The 21931-nt window shown below is 62.0% G+C and carries 18 protein-coding genes and 1 other RNA gene; 7 read left to right on the top strand and 12 right to left on the bottom strand.

All coding sequences use genetic code 11. The features are described from left to right. Positions 1-115: 115 nt before the first annotated feature. The 12 genes from glnA to ompA all read right to left on the bottom strand — a co-directional run bounded on the left by glnA (position 116) and on the right by ompA (position 11381). Entirely contained in the window at positions 116-1531 is a 1416-nt protein-coding gene (gene glnA, locus AC1DSF_RS17880; protein ID WP_478125783.1) for a type I glutamate--ammonia ligase, read from the bottom strand. A gap of 146 nt (positions 1532-1677) precedes the next feature. Beyond that, complete coding sequence (locus tag AC1DSF_RS17875) at positions 1678-2478, bottom strand: competence/damage-inducible protein A (RefSeq protein ID WP_478183182.1); 801 nt, start codon at positions 2476-2478, stop codon at positions 1678-1680. Continuing rightward, positions 2475-3347 carry an EI24 domain-containing protein gene (locus tag AC1DSF_RS17870; RefSeq protein WP_478125781.1) on the bottom strand — a complete coding sequence of 291 codons (873 nt, stop codon included), beginning with the start codon at positions 3345-3347 and terminating at the stop codon, positions 2475-2477. Before AC1DSF_RS17870 ends, AC1DSF_RS17875 begins: the two co-directional genes overlap by 4 nt. A 55-nt stretch (positions 3348-3402) precedes the next feature. Beyond that, on the bottom strand, positions 3403-4374 hold the full coding sequence (locus tag AC1DSF_RS17865; protein ID WP_478125780.1) for a sterol desaturase family protein: 972 nt from the start codon (positions 4372-4374) through the stop codon (positions 3403-3405). Between the two features lie 31 nt (positions 4375-4405). After that, positions 4406-5218: a polysaccharide deacetylase family protein gene (locus AC1DSF_RS17860; RefSeq protein ID WP_478125779.1), complete on the bottom strand. Its 813-nt coding sequence runs from the start codon at positions 5216-5218 to the stop codon at positions 4406-4408. Then, positions 5205-6173 (bottom strand): YVTN family beta-propeller repeat protein, encoded by a 969-nt coding sequence (locus AC1DSF_RS17855; protein ID WP_478125855.1) that lies wholly within the window; start codon positions 6171-6173, stop codon positions 5205-5207. The genes AC1DSF_RS17860 and AC1DSF_RS17855 overlap by 14 nt, the downstream gene beginning before the upstream one ends. Before the next feature lie 77 nt (positions 6174-6250). After that, a complete protein-coding gene (locus AC1DSF_RS17850; protein WP_478125778.1) occupies positions 6251-6979 on the bottom strand; it encodes a pseudouridine synthase in 729 nt (242 codons plus the stop codon). Then, positions 6979-8712 carry a gamma-glutamyltransferase gene (ggt, locus tag AC1DSF_RS17845; protein WP_478125777.1) on the bottom strand — a complete coding sequence of 578 codons (1734 nt, stop codon included), beginning with the start codon at positions 8710-8712 and terminating at the stop codon, positions 6979-6981. The genes AC1DSF_RS17850 and ggt overlap by 1 nt, the downstream gene beginning before the upstream one ends. A gap of 98 nt (positions 8713-8810) precedes the next feature. After that, positions 8811-9196, bottom strand: a transfer-messenger RNA (tmRNA) gene (gene ssrA, locus AC1DSF_RS17840). A gap of 12 nt (positions 9197-9208) precedes the next feature. Next, on the bottom strand, positions 9209-9874 hold the full coding sequence (gene gph, locus AC1DSF_RS17835) for a phosphoglycolate phosphatase (RefSeq protein ID WP_478125776.1): 666 nt from the start codon (positions 9872-9874) through the stop codon (positions 9209-9211). Beyond that, on the bottom strand, positions 9874-10593 hold the full coding sequence (gene ubiG / locus AC1DSF_RS17830) for a bifunctional 2-polyprenyl-6-hydroxyphenol methylase/3-demethylubiquinol 3-O-methyltransferase UbiG (RefSeq protein WP_478183181.1): 720 nt from the start codon (positions 10591-10593) through the stop codon (positions 9874-9876). Before ubiG ends, gph begins: the two co-directional genes overlap by 1 nt. A 140-nt stretch (positions 10594-10733) precedes the next feature. After that, positions 10734-11381: an outer membrane protein OmpA gene (ompA, locus tag AC1DSF_RS17825; RefSeq protein ID WP_478125774.1), complete on the bottom strand. Its 648-nt coding sequence runs from the start codon at positions 11379-11381 to the stop codon at positions 10734-10736. A gap of 224 nt (positions 11382-11605) precedes the next feature. Between ompA and gyrA the strand changes: the two genes are divergently transcribed. The 7 genes from gyrA to rpsA all read left to right on the top strand — a co-directional run bounded on the left by gyrA (position 11606) and on the right by rpsA (position 21885). Next, on the top strand, positions 11606-14254 hold the full coding sequence (gene gyrA, locus AC1DSF_RS17820; protein ID WP_478125773.1) for a DNA gyrase subunit A: 2649 nt from the start codon (positions 11606-11608) through the stop codon (positions 14252-14254). After that, the gene (locus AC1DSF_RS17815) at positions 14251-14841 is read left to right on the top strand and encodes a DUF2059 domain-containing protein (RefSeq protein WP_478125772.1); all 591 of its coding nucleotides are present in this window, start codon (positions 14251-14253) and stop codon (positions 14839-14841) included. Before gyrA ends, AC1DSF_RS17815 begins: the two co-directional genes overlap by 4 nt. Continuing rightward, positions 14838-15959 (top strand): 3-phosphoserine/phosphohydroxythreonine transaminase, encoded by a 1122-nt coding sequence (serC, locus tag AC1DSF_RS17810; RefSeq protein WP_478125771.1) that lies wholly within the window; start codon positions 14838-14840, stop codon positions 15957-15959. Before AC1DSF_RS17815 ends, serC begins: the two co-directional genes overlap by 4 nt. Positions 15960-15978: 19 nt before the next feature. Then, positions 15979-17097, top strand: coding sequence for a prephenate dehydratase (gene pheA, locus AC1DSF_RS17805; protein ID WP_478125770.1), 1119 nt, complete (start codon positions 15979-15981; stop codon positions 17095-17097). Between the two features lie 10 nt (positions 17098-17107). Further along, on the top strand, positions 17108-17971 hold the full coding sequence (locus AC1DSF_RS17800; protein ID WP_478125769.1) for a prephenate dehydrogenase: 864 nt from the start codon (positions 17108-17110) through the stop codon (positions 17969-17971). A 66-nt stretch (positions 17972-18037) separates the two neighbouring features. Next, positions 18038-20032, top strand: coding sequence for a bifunctional 3-phosphoshikimate 1-carboxyvinyltransferase/cytidylate kinase (locus AC1DSF_RS17795; RefSeq protein ID WP_478125768.1), 1995 nt, complete (start codon positions 18038-18040; stop codon positions 20030-20032). Positions 20033-20199: 167 nt separating this feature from the next. After that, a complete protein-coding gene (gene rpsA / locus AC1DSF_RS17790; protein ID WP_478125767.1) occupies positions 20200-21885 on the top strand; it encodes a 30S ribosomal protein S1 in 1686 nt (561 codons plus the stop codon). The last annotated feature ends 46 nt before the right edge of the window (positions 21886-21931 follow it).

The following is a 21931-nucleotide window of genomic DNA, read 5'->3' as shown; positions in this document are numbered from 1 at the left end:
CATCGAACGGGCATTTTCGTGCAATTCGACAGTTGCGCCGTGCTGGTGTTCCTACCCAGGCCAAAAGAAAAAGGACGGCAGAAGCCGTCCTTTTTAACGCTGACCCGGTCGAGGATCAGAGCGAATAGTACATGTCGAACTCGACAGGGTGGGTCGCCATGCGGAAGCGCGTGACTTCCTGCATCTTGAGGTCGATGTAGGCATCGATGTAGGTGTCGGTGAACACGCCGCCCTTGGTCAGGAAGGCGCGATCCTTGTCCAGATAGTCGAGCGCCTGGTCGAGGCTGTGGCACACGGTCGGGATCAGCGCGTCTTCTTCCGGCGGCAGATGGTAGAGATCCTTGCTGGCGGCTTCGCCCGGATGGATCTTGTTTTCCACGCCGTCCAGACCGGCCATCAGCAGAGCGGCGAAGCCGAGGTACGGGTTCATGAGCGGATCCGGGAAGCGCGCTTCGACGCGACGGCCCTTCGGGTTCGCCACGAACGGGATGCGGATCGACGCCGAGCGGTTCTTGGCCGAGTAGGCCAGCTTCACCGGGGCTTCGAAGCCGGGAACCAAGCGCTTGTAGCTGTTGGTGCCTGGGTTCGTGATGGCGTTCAGCGCGCGAGCGTGCTTGATGATGCCGCCGATGTAGTGCAGCGCGAAGTCGCTGAGGCCGGCGTAGCCGTCGCCTGCGAACAGGTTCTTGCCATCCTTCCAGACCGACTGGTGCACATGCATGCCCGAGCCGTTGTCGCCGACGATCGGCTTGGGCATGAAGGTCGCGGTCTTGCCGTAGGCATGCGCGACGTTGTGGATGACGTACTTCTGCAGCTGGACCCAGTCTGCGCGCTGAATCAAGGTGCTGAACTTGGTGCCGAGTTCCATCTGGCCGGCGTTGGCGACTTCATGGTGATGCACTTCGACCGGGATGCCGAGCGACTCGAGCACCAGGCACATTTCAGAGCGCATGTCCTGGAAGCTGTCGACCGGAGGAACCGGGAAATAGCCGCCCTTGACGGACGGACGATGGCCGGTGTTGCCGTGCTCGAATTCCTTGCCGGTGTTCCAGGCGGCTTCTTCGGATTCGATCTTCACCGAGCAGCCCGACATGTCGTTCTGCCAGCGGACGCCATCGAAGACGAAGAATTCAGGTTCCGGTCCGAAGTAGGCGGTGTCGCCAAAGCCCGATGCCTTCATGTAAGCCTCGGCGCGCTTGGCGAGCGAACGCGGATCGCGCTCGTAAGGCTTGCCGTCCGCCGGGTCGACCACGTCGCAGGTCAGGATCAGCGTGGTTTCCTCGAAGAACGGATCGATGTTGGCCGTGTTGGGGTCGGGCATGAGCTGCATGTCCGACGCTTCGATGCCCTTCCAACCAGCAATCGACGAACCATCGAACGCGTGTCCCGATGTGAACTTGTCCTCGTCGAACGCGGAAACAGGCACGGTAACGTGTTGCTCCTTGCCGCGGGTGTCGGTGAATCGAAAGTCGACGAACTTGACCTCGTTTTCCTTGACGAGTTTGAGTACATCGGCGACGGTCTTTGCCATCAGGTTCTCCTGGTTTGGATAGTGGTTGGAAGTGCGGGAAAGCGGAATGCAGTTTTTGTGCCATTGTCACTGGCACCCAGGGCGCTTCGGCTCCAGGCCGAGCGCCCAAAATCAGGCAAGTTGTAACCAATTTGGTGCGCTCACATTCATCGCACCAATTCGGGGCCCAGCCGTGCACCAAGGGCGCTCAGGCCTGCCAGCAAGCGAGCATAGGCGGGTTCGATGTCGCCTGAATCGCCTTTGACACCGAGTTCGATGTGCCGACCGTGCACTGCGTGGTCCACGCTCGGGAGACTGAACACCTTGATGCCCGGATGCTCAAGCTCGATCGTCTGCATCAAGGGCGTCAGCGTTGCTTCCATGGAGCCGTAGACGATCACGGATTTCTCGACCGCACGCCCCCTGGAGAACATGTCCGCATAGCGCTGGTCGAGCACCGACTCGATCATCGGCCATGCCATCACGGGAAAGCCCGGCACGAAGTGCACGTCGCCCACACTGAAGCCAGGAATCTTGTTGTACGGATTGGGGATGATGTTCGAGCCCAGCGGGAACACACCCATGTTGAGGCGGTGCACGTTGTCGGCACGATCGGGCTCATACGCAACTCCCTGTTCTCGGGCCGTGTCCTGCATGCGTTCACGGATCAGAACCTCGGCCTCGGGATGCAGCGCCAACGGAACGCCGAGCGCAGCGGCGGCGCATTGGCGCGTGTGATCGTCTGGCGTGGCACCGATGCCGCCGGTCGAAAACACCACGTCGCCCGAGTCGAAGGCACGCGCCAAGGCGGCGGTGATGCGGACCGGAACGTCGCCCACGTACTCCGCCCAGGCCAGCGACAAGCCGCGGGCACCGAGCAGTTCGATGACTTTGGGCATGTGCTTGTCGAGGCGCTTGCCCGAGAGGATTTCATCGCCGATGACGATCAGACCGAATGAGCGGCTCATGGTGCACTCCATTGACTTGCGGCGGCTTTGTTGGCTTCCGCGATTTCGAGCGACGGCGGCGAACCAGCCGCCGCTTGTTGCGCGCGCAGTTGCGCGAGCGCATCGAGACAGTAGTGCGCGAACCACAGCGCCGAGAAAGCAAACACCAGCGTGTAGATCCAGATTGCCAGCGGCGCGAGCACGAAGAAGGCTGCGGCGAACAGCAGGCCGGATGCCCACACGATGCTGGGCGCGGCGCCGAGATATCCGCACAGCACGCCGATGCCGAGCAAGGGCATTCTGTGTGCCTTCAACAGTGCATTGCGCTCTGCCGGCGTCGCGTGCTCGGCCAGCGCGTCGAAGCTCATGACCCGGTAGGTCAGCCATCCCCAGATGAGCGGCGGCAAGATGAGCACCAGCGGCGGAATCAGCCAGAGCGGCATCGAGACGACGAGCGCAAGCAGCGCCAGGACGGTCAGCCCGATCGACCGCGCAGCGCTTCCAAGGAAGGATGCGCCCTTCTTCCTTTCGAGCGCCGGAAAGCGCCGCTCTGCCACCATCTGGGTCAACGCGGGCGCCATGAAAGCGGCAACGATAAGCAACGACACCACCACGATCAGCGGCGTGGCGGCAAGCACGACCACGAGCGGCGCCAATATGGCTGCCGGATTGCTGGAAAACCATTGCCCGATCCAGTTCCACAAGCCCGATACCAACGGCCAGGCGTCCAGCGCGCTGTGGGTCCAGGCGACGGCGGCGTCCCAGTAGAAATAGCCGAGCACCGCCGACAGCACGATCATGAGCCCCAGCGGCAGGAACGACAGCACGATCACCCGCGGGTGCATGCAATAGGCGACGGACCGCCAGAACGAATCGAGAAGGAGACGCATTGGTGCCGAGGATAACGCGGGCGCGTGAAGCCGCGGCTCGGTTGATGGCGGTCGGTCAGCTCCGGCCGGCCAGGCGCTTGAGCCCGAGCCACTGCTGGGCCCAGAACCCTCGACCGTAATCTCTGACGCGGCCCTCCGCGTCGGGCTCGACCTGATCGCGGATGCCGGTCGGGTCGTAGCGCTCCTCGAAATTCGCGGTGCCGAAAAGCAGATCCCACCAAGGCAGCAACACGCCGAAGTTGTGCCCGCCGAGCGTGCGCGCGCCATGTGATTCGTGTCCGATGCCGATGCTGTGATGCACGCGATGAAAGCGCGGACTGATCCAGAGCCGCTCGCCGAGCCTGCCGAAACTCAGGCGCAGATTGGCATGCTGAAGGCTTTCGCTCAACTGGGTGAACGCCACGATGGCAATGAACTGCCCAGGCGCGACCCCGATCAGCTGTGCGACGATGACGATGATCGCGTCATGGATCACGTCATCGAGCAAGTGGTTGCGGTTGTCGCTCCACATCGTCATCTGGCGCTGCGAATGGTGGAGCGAATGAAGAGCCCACCACCACTTGAACCGATGTTGTCCGCGGTGGATCAGGTATTCGACGAGATCGATCACGACCAGGTAGATCGCGAAGGCGACCCACGGGATGTCCGTCACGCCCGGCCACAGCTCGTCGAGATGCATCGTGCCCCAACCGGCTGCACGCGCAGCACCCAACACGTCGTCGAAAAGCGGCTGGACGGCGAAGAACATCGCGAGCCGGAACAAGCCCAATCGATGAATCAGCGTGTAGAGAACATCGGTGCGAATGGCACGCCGATCGACCACCGCTTCGACGGGCCTCCAGCGCTGCAAGGGACCGACCAGGGCGACCAGGACGGCGATCTGGATCAGCCCGACCAGAAGCCAGCCGGTTGCATCGAAGGCATCTTCGACCCAACCGCCAAGGCCCACGGCGTAGACCACCGGCTGCACGGCCGTCTCGAACAGCCATTGCTGCAAGTTTGCGAAGATGTCGGTGAGCCAGTCCATCGGCATGCGACCCGGAATTACGCCCGAAGGTTCAGGGGTGCGCCGCGATCCAGTCGCGGTACGCAGGATGCTGCCTCAGCGTCTCGAAGCAGAAGCCCTTCGCCTTCAGCCCGACGATGAGCGGTTCGAGGTCCGCAGGCGCCCAGGGGTCCTTGCGCGACCAGATTCCGAGGTGCGCTAGCAGGATGTCGCCTGGCTGGATGCGGTCGAGGGCCTGTTGCAGCAGTTTTTCGTTGCTGAAGGTCTCGCTGGGCAATTCGTCTCCCAGGAAACCCGCCGGCGCCCAGCCGACGTGCGCATAGCCACACGCCTTGGCGACCGCAATCAGCTTCGGAGAGGTCTTGCCACTGGGCGCGCGAAACAGCGGCAGCGGCTTCTTGCCGGTGATGTCTTGCAACCGCTCATTGGACTTGGCGATGTCGGCGCAATACTGCTTCGCGTCCCACGTGAATTCACGGCCCGCGAAGGCACCAGCCGTCGGCTTGATGCGAAAGTGTGGCTCGACGCCCTTGAGGTCGCCGCGCCAGACCGCATGGTCGTAGGTATGGGAGGCGAATTCGTGGCCCTCTGCCGCTCTCGCCTTCCACCACGGCGCCCAATGGTTGTCCAGGCTGTCGCCATCGGTCTGGGTCCGCTCCGCCGCAGCGAAGAAGGTGACGCGTACATCCTGCCGCTTGAGAACCTCGGCCACGAAGGGTGCAATGCCCATGTGCCCCGTATCGAAAGTCAGGTAGACCGGCTTGTTGCAGGTGCCCTGCGCCATCGCACTGGTGCAAAGAAGGGCCGCCGTCGCCAGCAGCGATGCGCCCACGTACTTGTTGGCTGTGTGCTTATTGCTTGGCATGGGCGAGCGTCCAGACGCCGTGCGGCGATCGGCCCACATTGACCTGCCGAGCCACTGAGCGGCTGGTGAGATCGACCACGCTGAGCTTCTTGGCCCAGCGCGATGTCACGAAGAGGGTTTTGCCGTCCGCCGAAACGTCCATGCAATCGGGACCGCCCGGCACCGGATAGGTGTCGGTGACCTTGAGCGTGGAGATATCGATCCGGCTGATCGTGTTGGCCACGCGATTGCTCACGAAAACGCTGCGTCCATCGCCGGCAGAACGGAAGGCATGCGCGCCCTTGCCGGTCGGCAGTTTGCCGACGAGTTTGGGCTGCGGTCCGGCTACATCGAAAACCTGCACACCATCGCCACCGGTCAGGCCGACCAGCAGCGTCTTGCCGTCGTGGATGCCGAAGATGTCCGCTGGCATGGGCCCCGTCGGCGTGCGCCAGCGGATGGTCTGGCTGGCAATGTCGATCGCAATCAGCTCGTCGCTGTCCTGCATCGTGACGTAGGCCGTCGTGCTCTTTGGGTCGATCCAGATATGGCTCGGCGTCTTGCCCGTTGGGATCCGCTTGACGAGCTTGGGCTCCTTGCCGTCCCAGCGATAGAGGTCGACATGATTCAGCCGATTGCCCGCGGTGACGAACCATTTCATGTCCGGCGAAAACCGCAGCTGGTACGGGTCGATGATCCCGTAGACCACACGCTGCACTTCGGCGGTCCGAGGATTCAGGAACGTGAGCGAATCGCCTGCCGAGTTCGCGACGATGAGCGAGGTCTCGTCCGGCGTGAGGTAGAGGTGATGCGGCTCCTTGCCCGTCGGAATGCGGACCCGTTCGGTCCAGGTGCCGGGATCAATCACGCTGACGGTTGCATCGAGCGAATTCAGCACGAAGATCGGAGGCGGCTCGGCGGCGTGCGACGGGAGCGCGGCGCAAACAAACAAAAAGGCCGCAAGGCGGCCTGTCAGGTAGGGGATGTAGCGCAAGGAGAGGATCCGAAAGAGGTTGTGCGATTTTAACGATCGACACCCTCTCCCGGCTGACCTCACTGCTTATTTCGCAACGCTTCGACTTGCGCCGCATCAAGCCACCGCCAGTGCCCGGGCGCGAGGTCATCCGGAAGCGCCACTGTGCCGATGCGCGAACGGTGCAAAGCCTCGACACGGTTCCCCACCGCGGCGAGCATGCGTTTGACCTGGTGGTACTTGCCTTCGGTCAGCGTCAGCCGCAAGTGCAACGGACCGGCCGCCTCGCAGGCGGCGGCTCGTACCGGCTTCGGATCGTCATCGAGGACGACCCCCGCGAGCAGCCGCGACACCTGCCCGTCGTCGACAGGGTGCTTGGTCGTGACTTCGTAGACCTTCGGCACGTGGTGCTTGGGTGAGCCCATCCGGTGGATGAACTGGCCGTCGTCCGTCAGGAGCAGCAGTCCGGTGGTGTCCTGGTCGAGCCGCCCGATCGCCTGCACCCCCTGAACCGCATTCTTGTTAGGCCGCAGCCGCACCGGGGACGGCAACAAGGTATAGATGCTGGGATAGGTCGACGGCTTCTGTGAGCACTCGGTGCCGGCCGGCTTGTTCAGCATCAGATAGGCCTTCTCGTGATACTGCCACTCGACGCCTTGCACGGTGAAGCGCAAATCCTCAGCGTCGAAATCCGCGCCGGGATCTGTCACGGTCGTGCCGGAGACGCTGACATAGCCCTGTTGAACCAGCCCGGCGCACACCCGCCGCGTCCCGAAACCCTGCGTGTAGAGAATTTCCTCTATCTGCATCAGTACCCGAGTGCCAGGCCGGTATTGCGGCGAGGGTCGTTGGCCCCGTAGAAGCGGTTCTTGCCGACGGGTTGGCCGCCCAGCGAAGGCGCGCCGACAATGATTGCAGCCACGTGATTCGCCGGCTGCGGAACGCCTAAGTTATGGCCCATGTCGATGAGGATCTTGCGCGTGTCTGGCGACAGCGCAAAAGTCTCGACATTGGTGACATCGGGGAGCCATTGCTGATGGAAGCGCGGAGCGTCAACGGCTTCCTGAACGTTCATTCCGTAGTCGACCACATTGAGGATCGTGTGCAGCACCACTGTGATGATTCGGCTTCCCCCTGGCGTGCCGACGACGAACACGGGCTTGCCATCCTTGGTCATGATGGTCGGGCTCATCGAGCTCAATGGACGCTTGCCCGGAGCAATGGAGTTGGCCTCGCCCTGCACCAATCCATACAGATTGGGCACGCCAACCTTGGAGGTGAAATCGTCCATTTCATCGTTGAGCAGCACGCCGGTGCCGGCGGCTGCGACCTTGGCCCCGAACCAGTCATTGAGGGTATAGGTCACCGAAACCGCATTGCCCCACTTGTCGACGATCGAGTAGTGCGTGGTGTTGCTGCCCTCGTGGGGAGCGACGCCGGGCTTGATGTCTTTCGAAACCCCCGCCTTCTTGGGATCGATCACGGTCCGGATCTTCTCGGCATAGCCCTTGTCGAGCAGCCGATCGAGCGGATTCTTCACGAAATCTGGATCGCCCAGATAGCTGTTGCGGTCGACGTAGGCGTGGCGCATCGCCTCGATCTGGTAGTGCACTGCCTGTGCGGAACGAAAGCCCAGATCCTTGAGCGGATAGCCCTCCAGAATGTTCAGCATCTCGCAGATCACCACCCCACCCGAACTGGGCGGCGGCGCAGAAACCACGTGGTAGCCGCGGTAGTCGCATTCGATCGGCGGCAGTTCTCGGGTCTTGTACTGGTCCAGATCGGCTTGCGTGATGAGCCCCTTGCCCGTCTGGCTCGACGCCACGATCGCGCTTCCGACCGAGCCCTTGTAGAAACCGTCAACGCCGTTGCGGCTTATGGCTCGGAGGGTTCTTGCCAGATCCTTCTGCACCAGCTTCTGGCCGACTGCGAATGGCTCGCCCTTGTTCAGGAAGATCGCTTCAGAGGCCGGATCCTTCTTGAAATCGGCCGTGGCTGTCGCCAGCATGTCGACGTCGCCTTGCTCGAGGACGAAGCCTCGCTCGGCCATGGCGATGGATGGCCTGATCAGCGCGGCGCGCTTCATGGTGCCGTACTTCTCGCGCGCGAACTCGAGACCGGAGACAGTGCCTGGCACACCCACGGCCAAGTGCCCGGTCGTGCTCAACCCCTTGATGACGTTGCCGTCCTTGTCCAGGTACATATCCGCCGTGGCGGCCAGCGGCGCTTTTTCGCGGAAATCGAGGAAAGTTTTGCGGCCGTCGGCGAGTTGCACCGTCATGAAGCCCCCGCCGCCAAGATTGCCCGCGGCCGGATAGACGACGGCGAGTGCGTAGCCCACCGCAACCGCCGAATCGATCGCATTGCCCCCGCGCTTGAGCACATCGACCCCGACCTGCGTCGCGAGGTGCTGCGCAGTCACGACCATCCCGTTTTCCGCCGGCACCGGCGCCTGTGAGGCCGCGTGAAGCTGGACGGCTCCAGCCAGCGCAAGCGCTGCGACGGTGACGCGAAGCGCCGAAGTCCATTGAAGTTGTCTCATGCGCTTACGTGGGATGTTGAGAAGAGGAGAGTTTCGCCGCTTCGGGGGCTTCCGCAACGATTGAGGCGCCATCTTTTGCATGGCGCCCCGGTCTTGTTTGGTGGAGCTGGGGGGATTTGAACCCCCGTCCGTAAGCCTTCTTCGCGCAGATCTACATGTTTAGCGATCTGATTTGAGTCTCGCCACCGGTGTCGCGCAGTCGCACGCTACACCGGCCGCCAGCACCCTATTTTCTCGCTCCGACCCAAGGTACCCGGATTGGAGCCAGCCGATGTAGATTATCTTTGCAGCCGGGAGGTACAGATTGCTCCGTACCCCCTTGCCCAGCCCATCGGCCTGCTGTTGCAAAGCTCACCGGCAATTAAGCGGCGAGTGCGAAACGTTCGTCGTTTGCAGTTAGTTTGTTTGAATCTGTTTTACGAGCGCATTCAGCTCGACATGCCCCGCTGCGATTCCGAACCCACGTCGAAACCAGTGCAGCCCCAAGGCGCTAATTTTAGGCCTGTTTGAGAAGTTGCAAGAGCTCCATGGGCGATGAAATTGCCGCGTCGGCGTCCCAGCGTGCGACCTCCGCCTGTTCACCCATGTAGCCGTAGGTGGCGGCGACGGTTCGCATGCCGGCCGCGCGGCCCGCGAGGATGTCGCGCTCGTCGTCTCCCACGTAGACGCATGATTGCGGCGCGACCCCAAGGCGGCGTGCAGCCTCGAACAACGGCTCGGGGTGGGGCTTGGCAAACGGGGTCGTATCGCCACTGATGATTGCGCGGGCTGATTCGAACAACGGTATTGCGCGGGTCAGCGGTTCAGTGAACCGAACAGATTTGTTGGTCACCACGCCCCATTTCAACCCTCGCGCACAAAGCGCGGCGACGAGTTCGTCGACGCCGGCAAACACCTGGGTGTTCTTCAACATCCGCGCTTCATAGTTCAGGAAGAACTCTTCGCGCAGTGGCGGGAATTCAGCCGCATCGGTCGTGATGCCGAAAGCCACGCTCAACATCCCCCTGGCGCCGGCGCCCGCCATCGGCCGGTAGCGCTCCAGCGGCAACGAAGCCATTCCCCGGTCCGTGCGCATCTGGTCGGCAGCGGCGCCGAGATCGGGAGCGCTGTCGATCAGCGTGCCATCAAGGTCGAACAAGACAGCTTCGATTTCCCGTCCCATCACTCCGCCCTGCCCGGCTTCTGTGTGGCGAACATGTAGTTCACGCTGGTGTCGTTGCTCAGCCAATAGCGTCGCGTGACCGGGTTGTGCTCCAGACCGGATGTTCGGCGCAGATCAAGATGGGCGGCCCGGCAGTAAGCGGCGAGCTCGCTCGGGCGAATCAGCTTCTGATACTCGTGCGTACCGCGCGGCAGCATGCCCAGGACGTACTCCGCGCCAACGATGGCGAGCAGGAACGACTTCAGGTTTCGATGGATGGTGGAAAAGAAGACCCAGCCTCCGGGCTTCACCAGATCGGCACATGCCTTCACGACCGAAGCGGGCTCCGGCACGTGCTCCAGCATTTCCATGCAAGTGACGACGTCGAAGCTCTCCGGCTGTTCGGCGGCAAGGGCCTCGACGCTGATCGAGCGGTACCTCACGCCACGGGTGGCGACCTCCAGTGCGTGCAGTTGCGCAACTTTGAGCGCCTTGTCGGCCAGATCGATGCCGAGGACTTCCGCACCCTTGCGTGCCATCGAATCGGCCAGAATCCCGCCGCCGCAACCGACGTCGAGCACGCGTCGCCCTGCAATCGGCACTATGCCGTCGATCCACTCGAGCCGTAACGGATTAATTTCGTGCAGAGGTCGGAATTCGCTTTCGACGTCCCACCAACGGTGCGCGAGTTCAGAAAATTTGGCGAGTTCAGCCGGATCGGCATTCACGTTTTCGGTCATGTTCGGATTATGAGTCGCCGCGAATTCGCCAAGGACCACATCCGGATTCGATCAATGGGAATCTCTATATGGCAATGACAGCATCGCGCGGCCATAAAAAAACCCCGCCGAAGCGGGGTTTCATTAGCGATTCAGTCGAATCACTTGTTGGGGCGGGTACCGACCACTTCGATTTCCACGCGACGGTTCTTGGCGCGGCCTTCGGCAGTGCGGTTGTCAGCGATCGGCTGGCTCTTGCCCTTGCCTTCGGTGTAAACGCGGTTCTTTTCGATGCCCTTGGAGACCAGGTAGGCCTTCACAGCTTCAGCGCGGCGAACCGACAGCTTCTGGTTGTAGGCAACAGTACCGATCCAGTCGGTGTGACCGACGGCGATGATCACTTCGAGGTTCACGTCCCTGATCTTCGAGACCAGATCGTCCAGCTTTGCGCGGCCTTCAGGCTTGAGGACGTACTTGTCGAAGTCGAAGAAGGCGTCAGCAGCGAAAGTAACCTTCGATGCAGCGACTGCCGGCGGAACCGGTGCCGGGGCAGGAGCCGGTGCTGCTGCAGCAGGAGCGGCAGGGACCAGAGCACCGTCGCAACCAGCGGCGGCCGTTGCGGGCGTCCAGTTGGCATCGCGCCAGCACAATTCATTGGTGCCGTTCTTCCAGACGAGTTCGCCAGTACCGTTTTGCCAGTTGTCGATGGCTGGGCCGCCGTCTGCTGCGGTGACACGGGTCTGCGCGCCGGCGGCAGTGGCGAGCGCAGCGACTGCAAACATCATCGCCACTTTATTCAGTTTCTTCATGGTTCTCCTCTTGGGGAAAAAGCCGCAGCCGCGCTGCGAATCAAGGACGCTTTAAGTGACCACCACCCAAAACGTTGAGGCGATTGTGCCATAGGGTCTTTCGCAAACAGGCCGCTGGACACCCCGGAAACGTAGGACGGAGGCGGAATACCGGCCTTGTGTTGCGGCGGTGCGACACCGTCCACAGCGTAAAATTTCGCCTCCTTGCCGTCAGCCCGCCGCCCATGACCTCGTTCGCCAAAGAAACACTCCCCATCAGCCTCGAAGAGGAAATGCGCCGCAGCTATCTTGATTACGCCATGAGCGTGATCGTGGGGCGCGCCCTCCCTGACGCCCGCGACGGCCTCAAACCAGTGCATCGGCGCGTGTTGTACGCAATGCACGAGCTCAACAACGACTGGAACCGGCCGTACAAGAAGTCGGCCCGTATCGTGGGTGACGTCATCGGTAAGTACCACCCGCACGGCGACCAGTCGGTCTACGACACGATCGTCCGCATGGCGCAGAACTTCTCGATGCGCCACATGCTGGTCGACGGCCAAGGCAATTTCGGCTCGGTGGATGGCGATATGGCAGCTGCCATGCGATATACCGAGATCCGGCTCGCCAAAATTGCGCACGAAATGTTGGCCGATATCGACAAGGAAACAGTCGATTTCGGGCCGAATTACGATGGCTCCGAAAAAGAGCCATTGGTATTGCCGAGCAAACTGCCCAATCTGCTCGTAAATGGCGCCGGCGGTATCGCTGTGGGTATGGCGACGAATATTCCGCCTCACAACCTGAACGAGGTTGTCGACGCATGTCTCCACCTTCTGCGCCATCCCGACGCCAGCATCGACGACCTCATGGAGATCGTCCCGGCGCCTGATTTCCCCACGGCCGGGATCATCTACGGTATTAACGGCATCAAGGACGGCTACCGGACCGGTCGCGGCAAGGTCGTGATGCGGGCGAAGTGCCACTTCGAAGACATCGATCGCGGCCAGCGCCAGGCCATCATCGTCGACGAGCTTCCCTACCAGGTCAACAAGAAGACGCTGCAGGAGCGCATGGCCGAGTTGGTGCACGAGAAGAAGATCGAAGGCATCAGCCACATCCAGGACGAGTCCGACAAGTCGGGCATGCGCCTCGTGATCGAGCTCAAGCGCGGCGAAGTACCCGAAGTTGTTCTGAACAATCTCTACAAGCAGACGCAACTGCAAGACACCTTTGGCATCAACATGGTGGCGCTGGTCGACGGCCAGCCGAAGCTGTGCAACCTCAAGGACCTGATCGAGGTCTTCCTGCAGCATCGGCGCGAAGTCGTGACGCGTCGAACGGTCTTCACGCTGCGTAAGGCGCGCGAACGCGGACACGTGCTCGAAGGTTTGGCAGTCGCCCTCGCCAACATCGACGAGTTCATCGCGATCATCCGAAATGCGCCGACGCCGCCGGTCGCCAAGGCCGAACTCATGAGCCGCGCCTGGGACAGCAAGCTGGTGCGCGAAATGCTCACTCGCACCCGCGCTGACGGCGGCGTGATCAATGCCGACGATTACCGCCCCGACGGGCTGGACCGCGAATTCGGCATGAGCTCCGAAGGCCTCTACAAGCTTTCAGACACCCAGGCACAGGAAATCCTGCAGATGCGCCTCCAGCGCCTGACGGGCCTCGAGCAAGACAAGATCGTTGCCGAGTACAAGGACGTCATGGCGGAAATCGACGATCTGCTCGACATCCTCGCCAAGCCCGAACGTGTGTCGGTCATCATTGGCGACGAACTGACGACGATCAAGCAGGAGTTCGGGCAAAGCAAGCTGGGCGTGCGCCGCAGCCAGGTCGAGCACAGTGCCTTCGATCTTTCGACGGAAGACCTGATCACGCCGACAGATATGGTCGTGACGCTTTCGCACAGCGGCTACATCAAGAGCCAACCTCTGGGCGAATACCGTGCACAGAAGCGCGGCGGACGCGGCAAGCAAGCCACGGCAACCAAAGAGGATGACTGGATCGACCAGCTCTTCATCGCGAACACGCACGACTACATCCTGTGCTTCTCGAATCGCGGACGGCTGTACTGGCTCAAGGTGTGGGAAGTGCCCGCCGGATCGCGTGGCTCACGCGGGCGGCCCATCGTCAACATGTTCCCGCTGCTGGAAGGCGAGAAAATCAACGTCGTCCTGGCGCTGACCGGCGAGAAGAGAACCTTTCCGGCCAATCAATACGTGTTCATGGCCACTTCGATGGGCACCGTCAAGAAGACGACGCTGGACGAATTCAGCAACCCGCGAAAGGCCGGCATCATCGCCGTGGATCTCGACCCGGGCGACTACCTGATCGGCGCCGCGCTGACCGATGGAGCGCACGACGTGATGCTCTTCTCCGACGGCGGCAAGGCGGTGCGCTTTGATGAGAACGACGTTCGTCCCATGGGCCGCAACGCACGAGGCGTGCGCGGTATGACCCTGGAAGACGGACAGGGCGTGATCGCCATGCTGGTGGCCGAAGATGAGGAGCAGAGCGTCCTTACGGCCACCGAAAACGGTTACGGAAAGCGCACAAGCATTACCGAGTACACGCGTCATGGCCGCGGAACCAAAGGCATGATCGCAATTCAACAAAGTGAACGTAACGGCAAGGTGGTGGCCGCGACTCTCGTGCACGCAGATGACGAGATCATGCTCATCACCGACAAGGGTGTGCTCGTGCGCACCCGCGTTTCCGAGATTCGCGAACTCGGTCGCGCGACGCAAGGCGTCACGCTGATCGGCCTCGATGAAGGTGCGAAGCTCAGCGGGCTTCAGCGCATCGTCGAGAATGACGCGATTGTCGAAAACGAACCCGGCGCCGACGACACTTCCCCATCATCTTCAACGGAGAATCCTCAGTGAAAAAAATCAAACTCGCGCTCCTGACGGTCGCGCTCGCCGGCAGTTCGCTGGCCATGGCCCAGGACAAGGCGGCGCTGGTCAAGCAGTTCATCGATCTGCAACGGCCTGGGATTGAGTCGCTCGCGCGCGGATTGGTCGAACAGTCGAGCGCTCCGATTGCACAGGCCGGCTCGCAATACCTGCAGACGCAGGTGCCTGCCGAAAAGCGGGAAGCGGCAGCCAAGGCAGCCGACGCCGAGCTCAAGAAGTACTTCGACGACGCCTATCCCCTCGTGCGCGACAAGGCGCTGCAACTCGCACCGGGCGCATTGGGCCCGTTGATGGAACAGAACTTCAGCGAAGATGAATTGCGCCAGTTGCTCGCCTGGATCAGCTCGCCGCTGAGCAAGAAATACCAGGAACTCAACCCCAAGCTTCAAACCGCGCTGACTGAAAAGCTGGTGGCTGAAACCCGCGCAAGCATCGAGCCAAAGATGGTTGCGCTCGACAGCAACGTCGCAAAGGCCCTGGGCGCACCGACGAGCGGCGGTGCCGCAGCAGCGCCCGCGGGCAAGGCGGCGCCAGCCAAGGCGCCCGCTAAGAAGTGACGCCGAGCGCAGGTCCGCGCCCATACAACTTCTCGGCCGGTCCGGCAGCGATGCCGGAGGCAGTGCTTGAACGCGCAGCCTCCGAAATGCTCGACTGGCAAGGCAGTGGCATGGGCGTGATGGAGATGAGCCATCGCGGCAAGGAGTTCGGCGCGATCAGTGCACAAACCGAAGCCGACCTGCGCTTTCTGCTTGCGGTACCAGAACATTTTCACGTTCTCTTCATGCAAGGCGGCGGTCTCGGCGAGAACGCCATCGTGCCGCTGAATCTCTCGCGCGGCACCAGCGCCGATTTCGTTATCACTGGCAGTTGGAGCACCAAATCCCAAAAGGAAGCGTTGCGCTACTGCAAGGCAAATGTTGCCGCGACGAGCGCCGCCGAGCAATTCACCCGAATTCCCGACCCAGCGACTTGGCAGCTCTCAAAAGATGCTTCGTACGTCCACGTCTGCAGCAACGAGACGATCAACGGCGTCGAGTTCCACGAGTTGCCGGATCTCGCGGCATTGGGTAGCAAGGCACCCCTCGTCATCGACTTCTCGTCGCACGTGGCCTCTCGACCGGTGGACTGGTCTCGTGTAGGACTGGCTTTCGGCGGCGCCCAGAAGAACCTCGGGCCGGCTGGCCTGACGATTGTGATCGTGCGGGACGATCTCCTCGGGCATGCGCTCGAAGTCTGCCCCAGCGCCTTCAACTACAAGACCGTCGCCGACAACCACTCGATGTACAACACGCCCCCAACCTGGGGCATCTATATCGCGGGTTTGACCTTCCAGTGGCTGCGACGGCAGACGGAGGGCCAACTCTCGGGCGTGGCCGCCATGGAAGCGCGCAACCTCGAAAAGGCGCACCTGCTCTACGATTTCATCGACGCCTCGTCGTTCTTCGACAACAAGGTCGATGCATCTTGCCGCTCGCGCATGAACGTGCCCTTCTTCCTTCAGGACGAAAGCCGCAACGAGGCATTCCTTGCCGGCGCACGCGAGGCGGGGTTGCTGCAACTCAAGGGCCACAAGTCTGTCGGCGGTATGCGAGCCAGCATTTACAACGCGATGCCGTTGTCTGGTGTGCAGGCTCTCGTAGGCTACATGCGAGAATTCGAGCGGTCGCATGCGTAGACGCATCCGCACCTGACCGATGACCGTACCTGCCCCCCCATCCTCGACACCCGACCCTTCCTCCAGCCTGTCCGATCTGCGCGTGCAGATCGACTCGCTCGACCAGCAGCTTCTGGATCTTTTGAACCGCCGCGCTCACGTCGCGGAACAGGTCGGTGAGGTCAAGAAACGCGAGGGCACGCCCTTTTTCCGCCCCGATCGCGTAGCACAAGTGATCGAGAAGATGCAGAAGAGCAACGGCGGCCCGCTCAAGTCCCTGCATGTTGCCGCCATCTGGCGCGAAATCATGTCGGCGTGCCTGGCGCTTGAATCGCCCCAGCGCGTGGCGGTGCTCGGACCCGAAGGCACATTTTGCGAACAGGCGGCCGTCGAGTACTTTGGCGGCGCGGCTGACCTGATCTATTGCGCGAGCTTCGACGAAGTCTTTCACGCCACGGCCGCGGGCAGCGCGCAGTACGGTGTCGTCGGTGTCGAGAATTCCACCGAAGGCGTCGTCACTCGCTCTCTCGATTTGTTTCTGCACTCCCCCACTCACGTGGTTGGCGAAGTCAGCCTGCTTGTTCGGCATCACCTTCTGAGGTCCAGCAATTCGCTCGATGGCATCGAAGCGGTGCTCGCTCATCCTCAGGCGCTCGCTCAATGCCAGACTTGGCTCGCCAAGCATTTGCCGAACGCCGAAAGGCGAGCAGTCTCCAGCAATGCCGAGGGCGCACGGCTCGCCGCGAGCAATCCGGCTTGGGCAGGGTTGGCGAGCGAACGCGCAGCGACGCGCTTCGGCCTGCACATCGTCGCGCACGCCATTCAGGACGACTCCTATAACCGCACGCGCTTCGCCGTCATCTGCCTGCCGCAAACGCTGGCGATGCCGCCTCAGTCGGGCCGCGACTGCACCAGCCTTATCGTTTCGGTGCCCAACCGACCCGGCGCGGTCCACGACCTGCTGGTGCCGCTCAAGGCCAACAACGTCTCGATGACGCGCTTCGAATCCCGCCCCGCACGAACGGGCCAGTGGGAGTATTACTTCTACATCGACCTGGATGGGCACCCGTCCCAGCCCAACGTGGCGGCGGCACTCACTGAACTGCGCAAGCTTTGCGCGTTCTATAAAGTCATCGGCGCCTATCCGGTCACCGCTTGAGGCCCTGACGATGTTCGAGCAATTGGGGTTGATTGGCTGCGGGTTGATGGGGGGATCTTTTGCGCTCGCCCTAAAGCGCGCGCGGCTCGTCAAACGCGTCGTGGGCTACAGCAAGTCGCCCTCCACCACGGAGCGGGCGCGACAGATGGGCGTGATCGACGTCGCAGCGCCGTCGGCGTTGCTGGCGGTGTCGGGCGCCGATCTGGTCTTGATCGCAGTGCCGGTCGGCGCCTCCGAGCAGACTTTCAAGGCGATCCGCCATGGCATCACTGATCAGATGCTGGTGATGGATGTGGGCTCGACCAAAGGTGACGTGATCGAGGCGGCGCGACGCGGCTTGCAAGATCAGCTTGGCGCCTTTGTTCCGGCACACCCGATCGCTGGCAAGGAGGTCGCCGGCGTGGAGCATGCCGATGCCGACCTCTACAAAGGACGCAAGGTGGTGCTCACGCCCATCAAGGCAACGCTGCGTTCGAATGTGCAGCGGGCGACCCAGGCATGGTCCGGCGTCGGCGCAAAAGTCGAGACGATGACGCCAGAGGCACACGATACGGCGTTTGCCGCAGTCAGCCATTTGCCGCACATGATCGCCTTCGCGTTCACGACGGCCCTGGCGGCACACCCCGACGGCAACCGCTTTCTTGAACTCGCCGGGCCCGGATTTCGCGACTTCACCCGCATTGCGGCCAGCGATCCGGCGGTCTGGCGCGATGTCTTTCTCGCGAATCGCGAACAGGTATTGCTTCAATCGCAGAATTTCCGAGAGGCCCTGAAGCAGTTCGAAGCGCTGGTGGCGTCGGGTGATTCGCAGGCGCTTGAGGACGCCATCACTTCGGCGAGCCGCATACGCGCGCAGTGGCAGCCGGGAGAATGAATTCCACCCCCGGACGCACTCCGTCAATGCGTCTCTCAAAGCGTTATCGCGCGCGGGAAGACTGACATGTTCTCGACCCCGTTTCTCGACATCCCGGCGCTCGCGACGGCGTCCGGCACCGTCGGCCTGCCGGGTTCCAAGAGCATTTCCAATCGTGTCCTGCTTTTGGCCGCGCTCGCCAGCGGCACGACAACCGTCCACGATCTGCTCGATTCCGACGACACCCGCGTGATGCTGGACGCCCTCGCGGCGCTCGGTTGCGGCATCGAACGGGCGCGCTCGACGCTGCGTATTACAGGTCTGGGCGGCATACTGCACACAGCCAAAGCCTCGCTGTTCCTTGGGAATGCAGGTACAGCCATGCGCCCGCTGACCGCCGCGCTGGCGCTTCTCGGCGGCGAATTCGAGTTGAAGGGCGTTCCGCGCATGCACGAGCGGCCGATCGGGGACCTGGTGGACGCTCTGACACAACTCGGCTGCCACATCGACTATCTCGGCAATCCCGGGTATCCGCCGCTTGCGATCCATCCAGTCGGGATCGATGCAATTCAGGTTGAAGCGCCGATTCGCGTTCGTGGGGATGTGTCCAGTCAGTTCCTCACCGCATTGCTGTTGGCCCTTCCCTTGGCGGCACGGCGCGACATCACGATCGAAGTCGTCGGCGAACTGATCTCGAAGCCTTACATAGAGATCACGCTCAACCTGCTTTCGCGTTTCGGGATTCAGGTGCAGCGCGAAGGTTGGCAGCGCTTCACGATCCCAGCCGGAAGTCAGTATCGATCGCCCGGCGACATTCACGTCGAGGCTGATGCTTCGTCGGCCAGTTACTTCATCGCGCTCGGCGCTATTGCAAAGGGCTCGGGCATCCGCATTGAAGGCGTCGGTGCGGACTCGATCCAGGGCGACATCCGCTTTGTCGACGCCGCACGCCAGATGGGCGCAGGCATCGAAAGCGGACCCAACTGGCTCGTGGTGACACGCAAGTCTTGGCCGCTAAAGGCCATCGACATCGACGCCAACCACATCCCGGACGCGGCGATGACATTGGCAGTGATGGCGTTATATGCGGACGGACCAAGCACGCTGCGCAACGTTGCGAGCTGGCGGGTAAAGGAAACCGATCGAATCGACGCCATGGCCGCTGAACTCCGAAAGCTCGGTGCCACTATCGAAGACGGGCCCGACTTCATTCGCGTTCATCCGCTGGCGGCGCCCGACTGGCGGGCAGCGAGTATCCGCACCTACGACGACCACCGCGTGGCGATGTGTTTCTCCCTGGCGGCGCTCAATCCCGCAGGCGTGTCCGTGCGCATTCTCGAACCGCATTGCGTCGCAAAAACCTTCCCGGATTACTTCGAAACGCTGTTTTCGGTCTCCGAAGCAGTGGAGGTTCCCGTGATCTGCATCGACGGTCCGACTGCCTCGGGAAAGGGCACGCTCACCATCGAAGTGGCACGCAGTCTTGGCTACCACTACCTAGATTCCGGTTCTCTGTATCGGGTCACGGGCCTCGCGATGCGTCGCAGCGGCCTCGAAGCGGACTCAGCGAACGAAGCACTGATCGCCGAACTCGCCGCATCCCTGCCGCTGGCCTTCAGCGAAGGCAAGGTCCTGCTCGGCGGAGAAGACGTCAGTGATGCCATTCGCACAGAAGCTGCAGGTATGGACGCTTCCCGCGTATCGGCTCTGCCAGCAGTGCGCGCAGCCCTTCTGGGGTTGCAAAGAAGCTTCAGGCGACTCCCCGGATTGGTCGCCGATGGCCGCGACATGGGCACCGTGATCTTTCCCGATGCGAAGCTCAAGGTGTACCTCACCGCAAGTGCCGCTCACCGGGCCGAGCGGCGGTATAAGCAATTGATTTCAAAGGGTATTTCGACTACACTCGACGCTCTTCGCGCCGACCTGGAAGCGCGTGATCTTCGGGACTCATCCCGCAAAGTCGCGCCTCTTAAACCGGCGCCTGACGCCCGCCTCCTGGATAACTCGCATCAGACCGTCGAGCAATCGATTAATCAGGTGCTGAACTGGTGGCAGGAAGCACAGCCGTTCGGGTCATCCTGAGCGGCATTTCCGTCCAGAAGGTCCCCGCCGCGCGACAGCGCACTGGCCTCCTGGTTGTTCAACCCTAACCGGGCTCTCAGCCCTCACAACCGCCGTCTCCAGACATGTCAGTCGCAAGCAATATCGCATGAGCGCCTGCAAACCCTGCGTGACGGAAGGAAAACACAATGTCTGAATCTTTTGCCGACCTATTCGAAGAATCCCTGAAGCGTTCCGAAATGCGCACCGGCGAGGTCATCACCGCCGAAGTCGTGCGCGTCGAGCACAACCACGTCGTGGTCAATGCGGGCCTCAAGTCCGAAGCCTACGTGCCGATCGAGGAGTTCAAGAACGACAAGGGCGAACTCGAAGTCCAGGCCGGCGATTTCGTTTCTGTTGCCATCGGCAGCGTTGAAAACGGCTACGGCGACACCATCCTCTCGCGCGACACCGCCAAGCGCTTGGCTTCGTGGCTCGCGCTCGAGAAGGCTCTCGAATCCGGCGATTTCGTCACCGGCACGACGAGCGGCAAGGTCAAGGGCGGCCTCACGGTCCTGGTCAACGGCATCCGCGCATTCCTGCCGGGTTCGCTGATCGATACGCGTCCGATCAAGGACCTGACCCCCTACGAGAACAAGACTCTCGAATTCAAGGTCATCAAGCTCGACCGCAAGCGCAACAACGTGGTGCTCTCGCGCCGCGCCGTGGTCGAAGCGAGCATGGGCGAAGAACGCGCCAAGCTGATGGAAACCTTGAAGGAAGGCGCAGTCGTGCGCGGTGTCGTCAAGAACATCACCGAATACGGTGCGTTCGTCGACCTCGGCGGCATCGACGGTCTGCTGCACATCACCGACATGGCATGGCGCCGCGTTCGCCATCCGAGCGAAGTGGTCCAGGCCGGCCAGGAAATCACCGCGAAGATCCTCAAGTTCGACACCGAAAAGAACCGTGTCTCGCTGGGTCTCAAGCAAATGGGCGACGATCCGTGGATGGGCGTTTCGCGCCGCTACCCGCAAAGCACGCGCCTGTTCGGCAAGGTCACGAACATCGCCGACTACGGCGCGTTCGTCGAACTCGAACCCGGCATCGAAGGCCTGGTGCACGTCTCCGAAATGGACTGGACCAACAAGAACATCGCTCCGAACAAGATCGTCTCGCTGGGCGACGAAGTCGAAGTCATGGTCCTTGAAATCGACGAAGACAAGCGCCGCATCAGCCTGGGCATGAAGCAATGCAAGGCCAACCCGTGGCAAGAGTTCGCGCAAAACACCAAGCGCGGCGACCGCGTCAAGGGCCCGATCAAGTCGATCACCGACTTCGGCGTGTTCGTGGGTCTGGCTGCCGGCATCGATGGCCTGGTTCACCTGTCCGACCTCTCGTGGAACGAAGCCGGCGAAACCGCCGTTCGCAACTACAAGAAGGGCCAGGAAGTCGAAGCGATCGTTCTGGCTGTCGACGTCGACCGCGAGCGCATCAGCCTTGGCATCAAGCAGCTCGACAGCGATCCGTTCACGACGTTCACGACCGTGAACGACAAGGGCCAGATCGTCACCGGCAAGGTCAAGACCGTGGACGCCCGCGGCGCTGAGATCGACCTCGGCGAAGACATCATCGGTTACCTGCGCGCCAGCGAAATCTCCCGCGACCGCGTGGAAGATGCACGCAACGTGCTCAAGGAAGGCGACGAAGTCACGGCCGTGGTGGTCAATGTGGATCGCAAGACCCGCAACATCCAGCTGTCGATCAAGCAGAAGGACATGGCCGACGAGCAAGGCGCGATGGCCAGCCTGAGCCAGCAGTCGTCCCGCGAAAACGCCGGCACGACCAGCCTGGGCGCTCTGCTGCGCGCCAAGCTGGACAACAGCGACAAGTAAGCCGCACCGGAAGACAGAGCGGGTCCCCCAAGGCCGCTCTGTCTTT

The sequence above is a fragment of the Variovorax sp. 01N429 genome (assembly GCF_056399425.1).
Note: the sequence above shows the minus strand (reverse complement) of the source record. Positions and strands in the feature narration are given on the sequence as shown.

What these genes read in the sequence shown, in the direction of transcription:
- ggt (WP_478125777.1), bottom strand. Translation starts at nt 8,712, where the DNA reads ATGAGACAACTTCAATGGACTTCGGCGCTTCGCGTCACCGTCGCAGCG.
- AC1DSF_RS17870 (WP_478125781.1), bottom strand. Translation starts at nt 3,347, where the DNA reads ATGCGTCTCCTTCTCGATTCGTTCTGGCGGTCCGTCGCCTATTGCATG.
- AC1DSF_RS17875 (WP_478183182.1), bottom strand. Translation starts at nt 2,478, where the DNA reads ATGAGCCGCTCATTCGGTCTGATCGTCATCGGCGATGAAATCCTCTCG.
- gyrA (WP_478125773.1), top strand. Translation starts at nt 11,606, where the DNA reads ATGACCTCGTTCGCCAAAGAAACACTCCCCATCAGCCTCGAAGAGGAA.
- glnA (WP_478125783.1), bottom strand. Translation starts at nt 1,531, where the DNA reads ATGGCAAAGACCGTCGCCGATGTACTCAAACTCGTCAAGGAAAACGAG.
- ubiG (WP_478183181.1), bottom strand. Translation starts at nt 10,593, where the DNA reads ATGACCGAAAACGTGAATGCCGATCCGGCTGAACTCGCCAAATTTTCT.
- gph (WP_478125776.1), bottom strand. Translation starts at nt 9,874, where the DNA reads ATGGGACGGGAAATCGAAGCTGTCTTGTTCGACCTTGATGGCACGCTG.
- pheA (WP_478125770.1), top strand. Translation starts at nt 15,979, where the DNA reads ATGACCGTACCTGCCCCCCCATCCTCGACACCCGACCCTTCCTCCAGC.
- AC1DSF_RS17795 (WP_478125768.1), top strand. Translation starts at nt 18,038, where the DNA reads ATGTTCTCGACCCCGTTTCTCGACATCCCGGCGCTCGCGACGGCGTCC.
- AC1DSF_RS17865 (WP_478125780.1), bottom strand. Translation starts at nt 4,374, where the DNA reads ATGGACTGGCTCACCGACATCTTCGCAAACTTGCAGCAATGGCTGTTC.
- AC1DSF_RS17860 (WP_478125779.1), bottom strand. Translation starts at nt 5,218, where the DNA reads ATGCCAAGCAATAAGCACACAGCCAACAAGTACGTGGGCGCATCGCTG.
- AC1DSF_RS17800 (WP_478125769.1), top strand. Translation starts at nt 17,108, where the DNA reads ATGTTCGAGCAATTGGGGTTGATTGGCTGCGGGTTGATGGGGGGATCT.
- AC1DSF_RS17850 (WP_478125778.1), bottom strand. Translation starts at nt 6,979, where the DNA reads ATGCAGATAGAGGAAATTCTCTACACGCAGGGTTTCGGGACGCGGCGG.
- rpsA (WP_478125767.1), top strand. Translation starts at nt 20,200, where the DNA reads ATGTCTGAATCTTTTGCCGACCTATTCGAAGAATCCCTGAAGCGTTCC.
- ompA (WP_478125774.1), bottom strand. Translation starts at nt 11,381, where the DNA reads ATGAAGAAACTGAATAAAGTGGCGATGATGTTTGCAGTCGCTGCGCTC.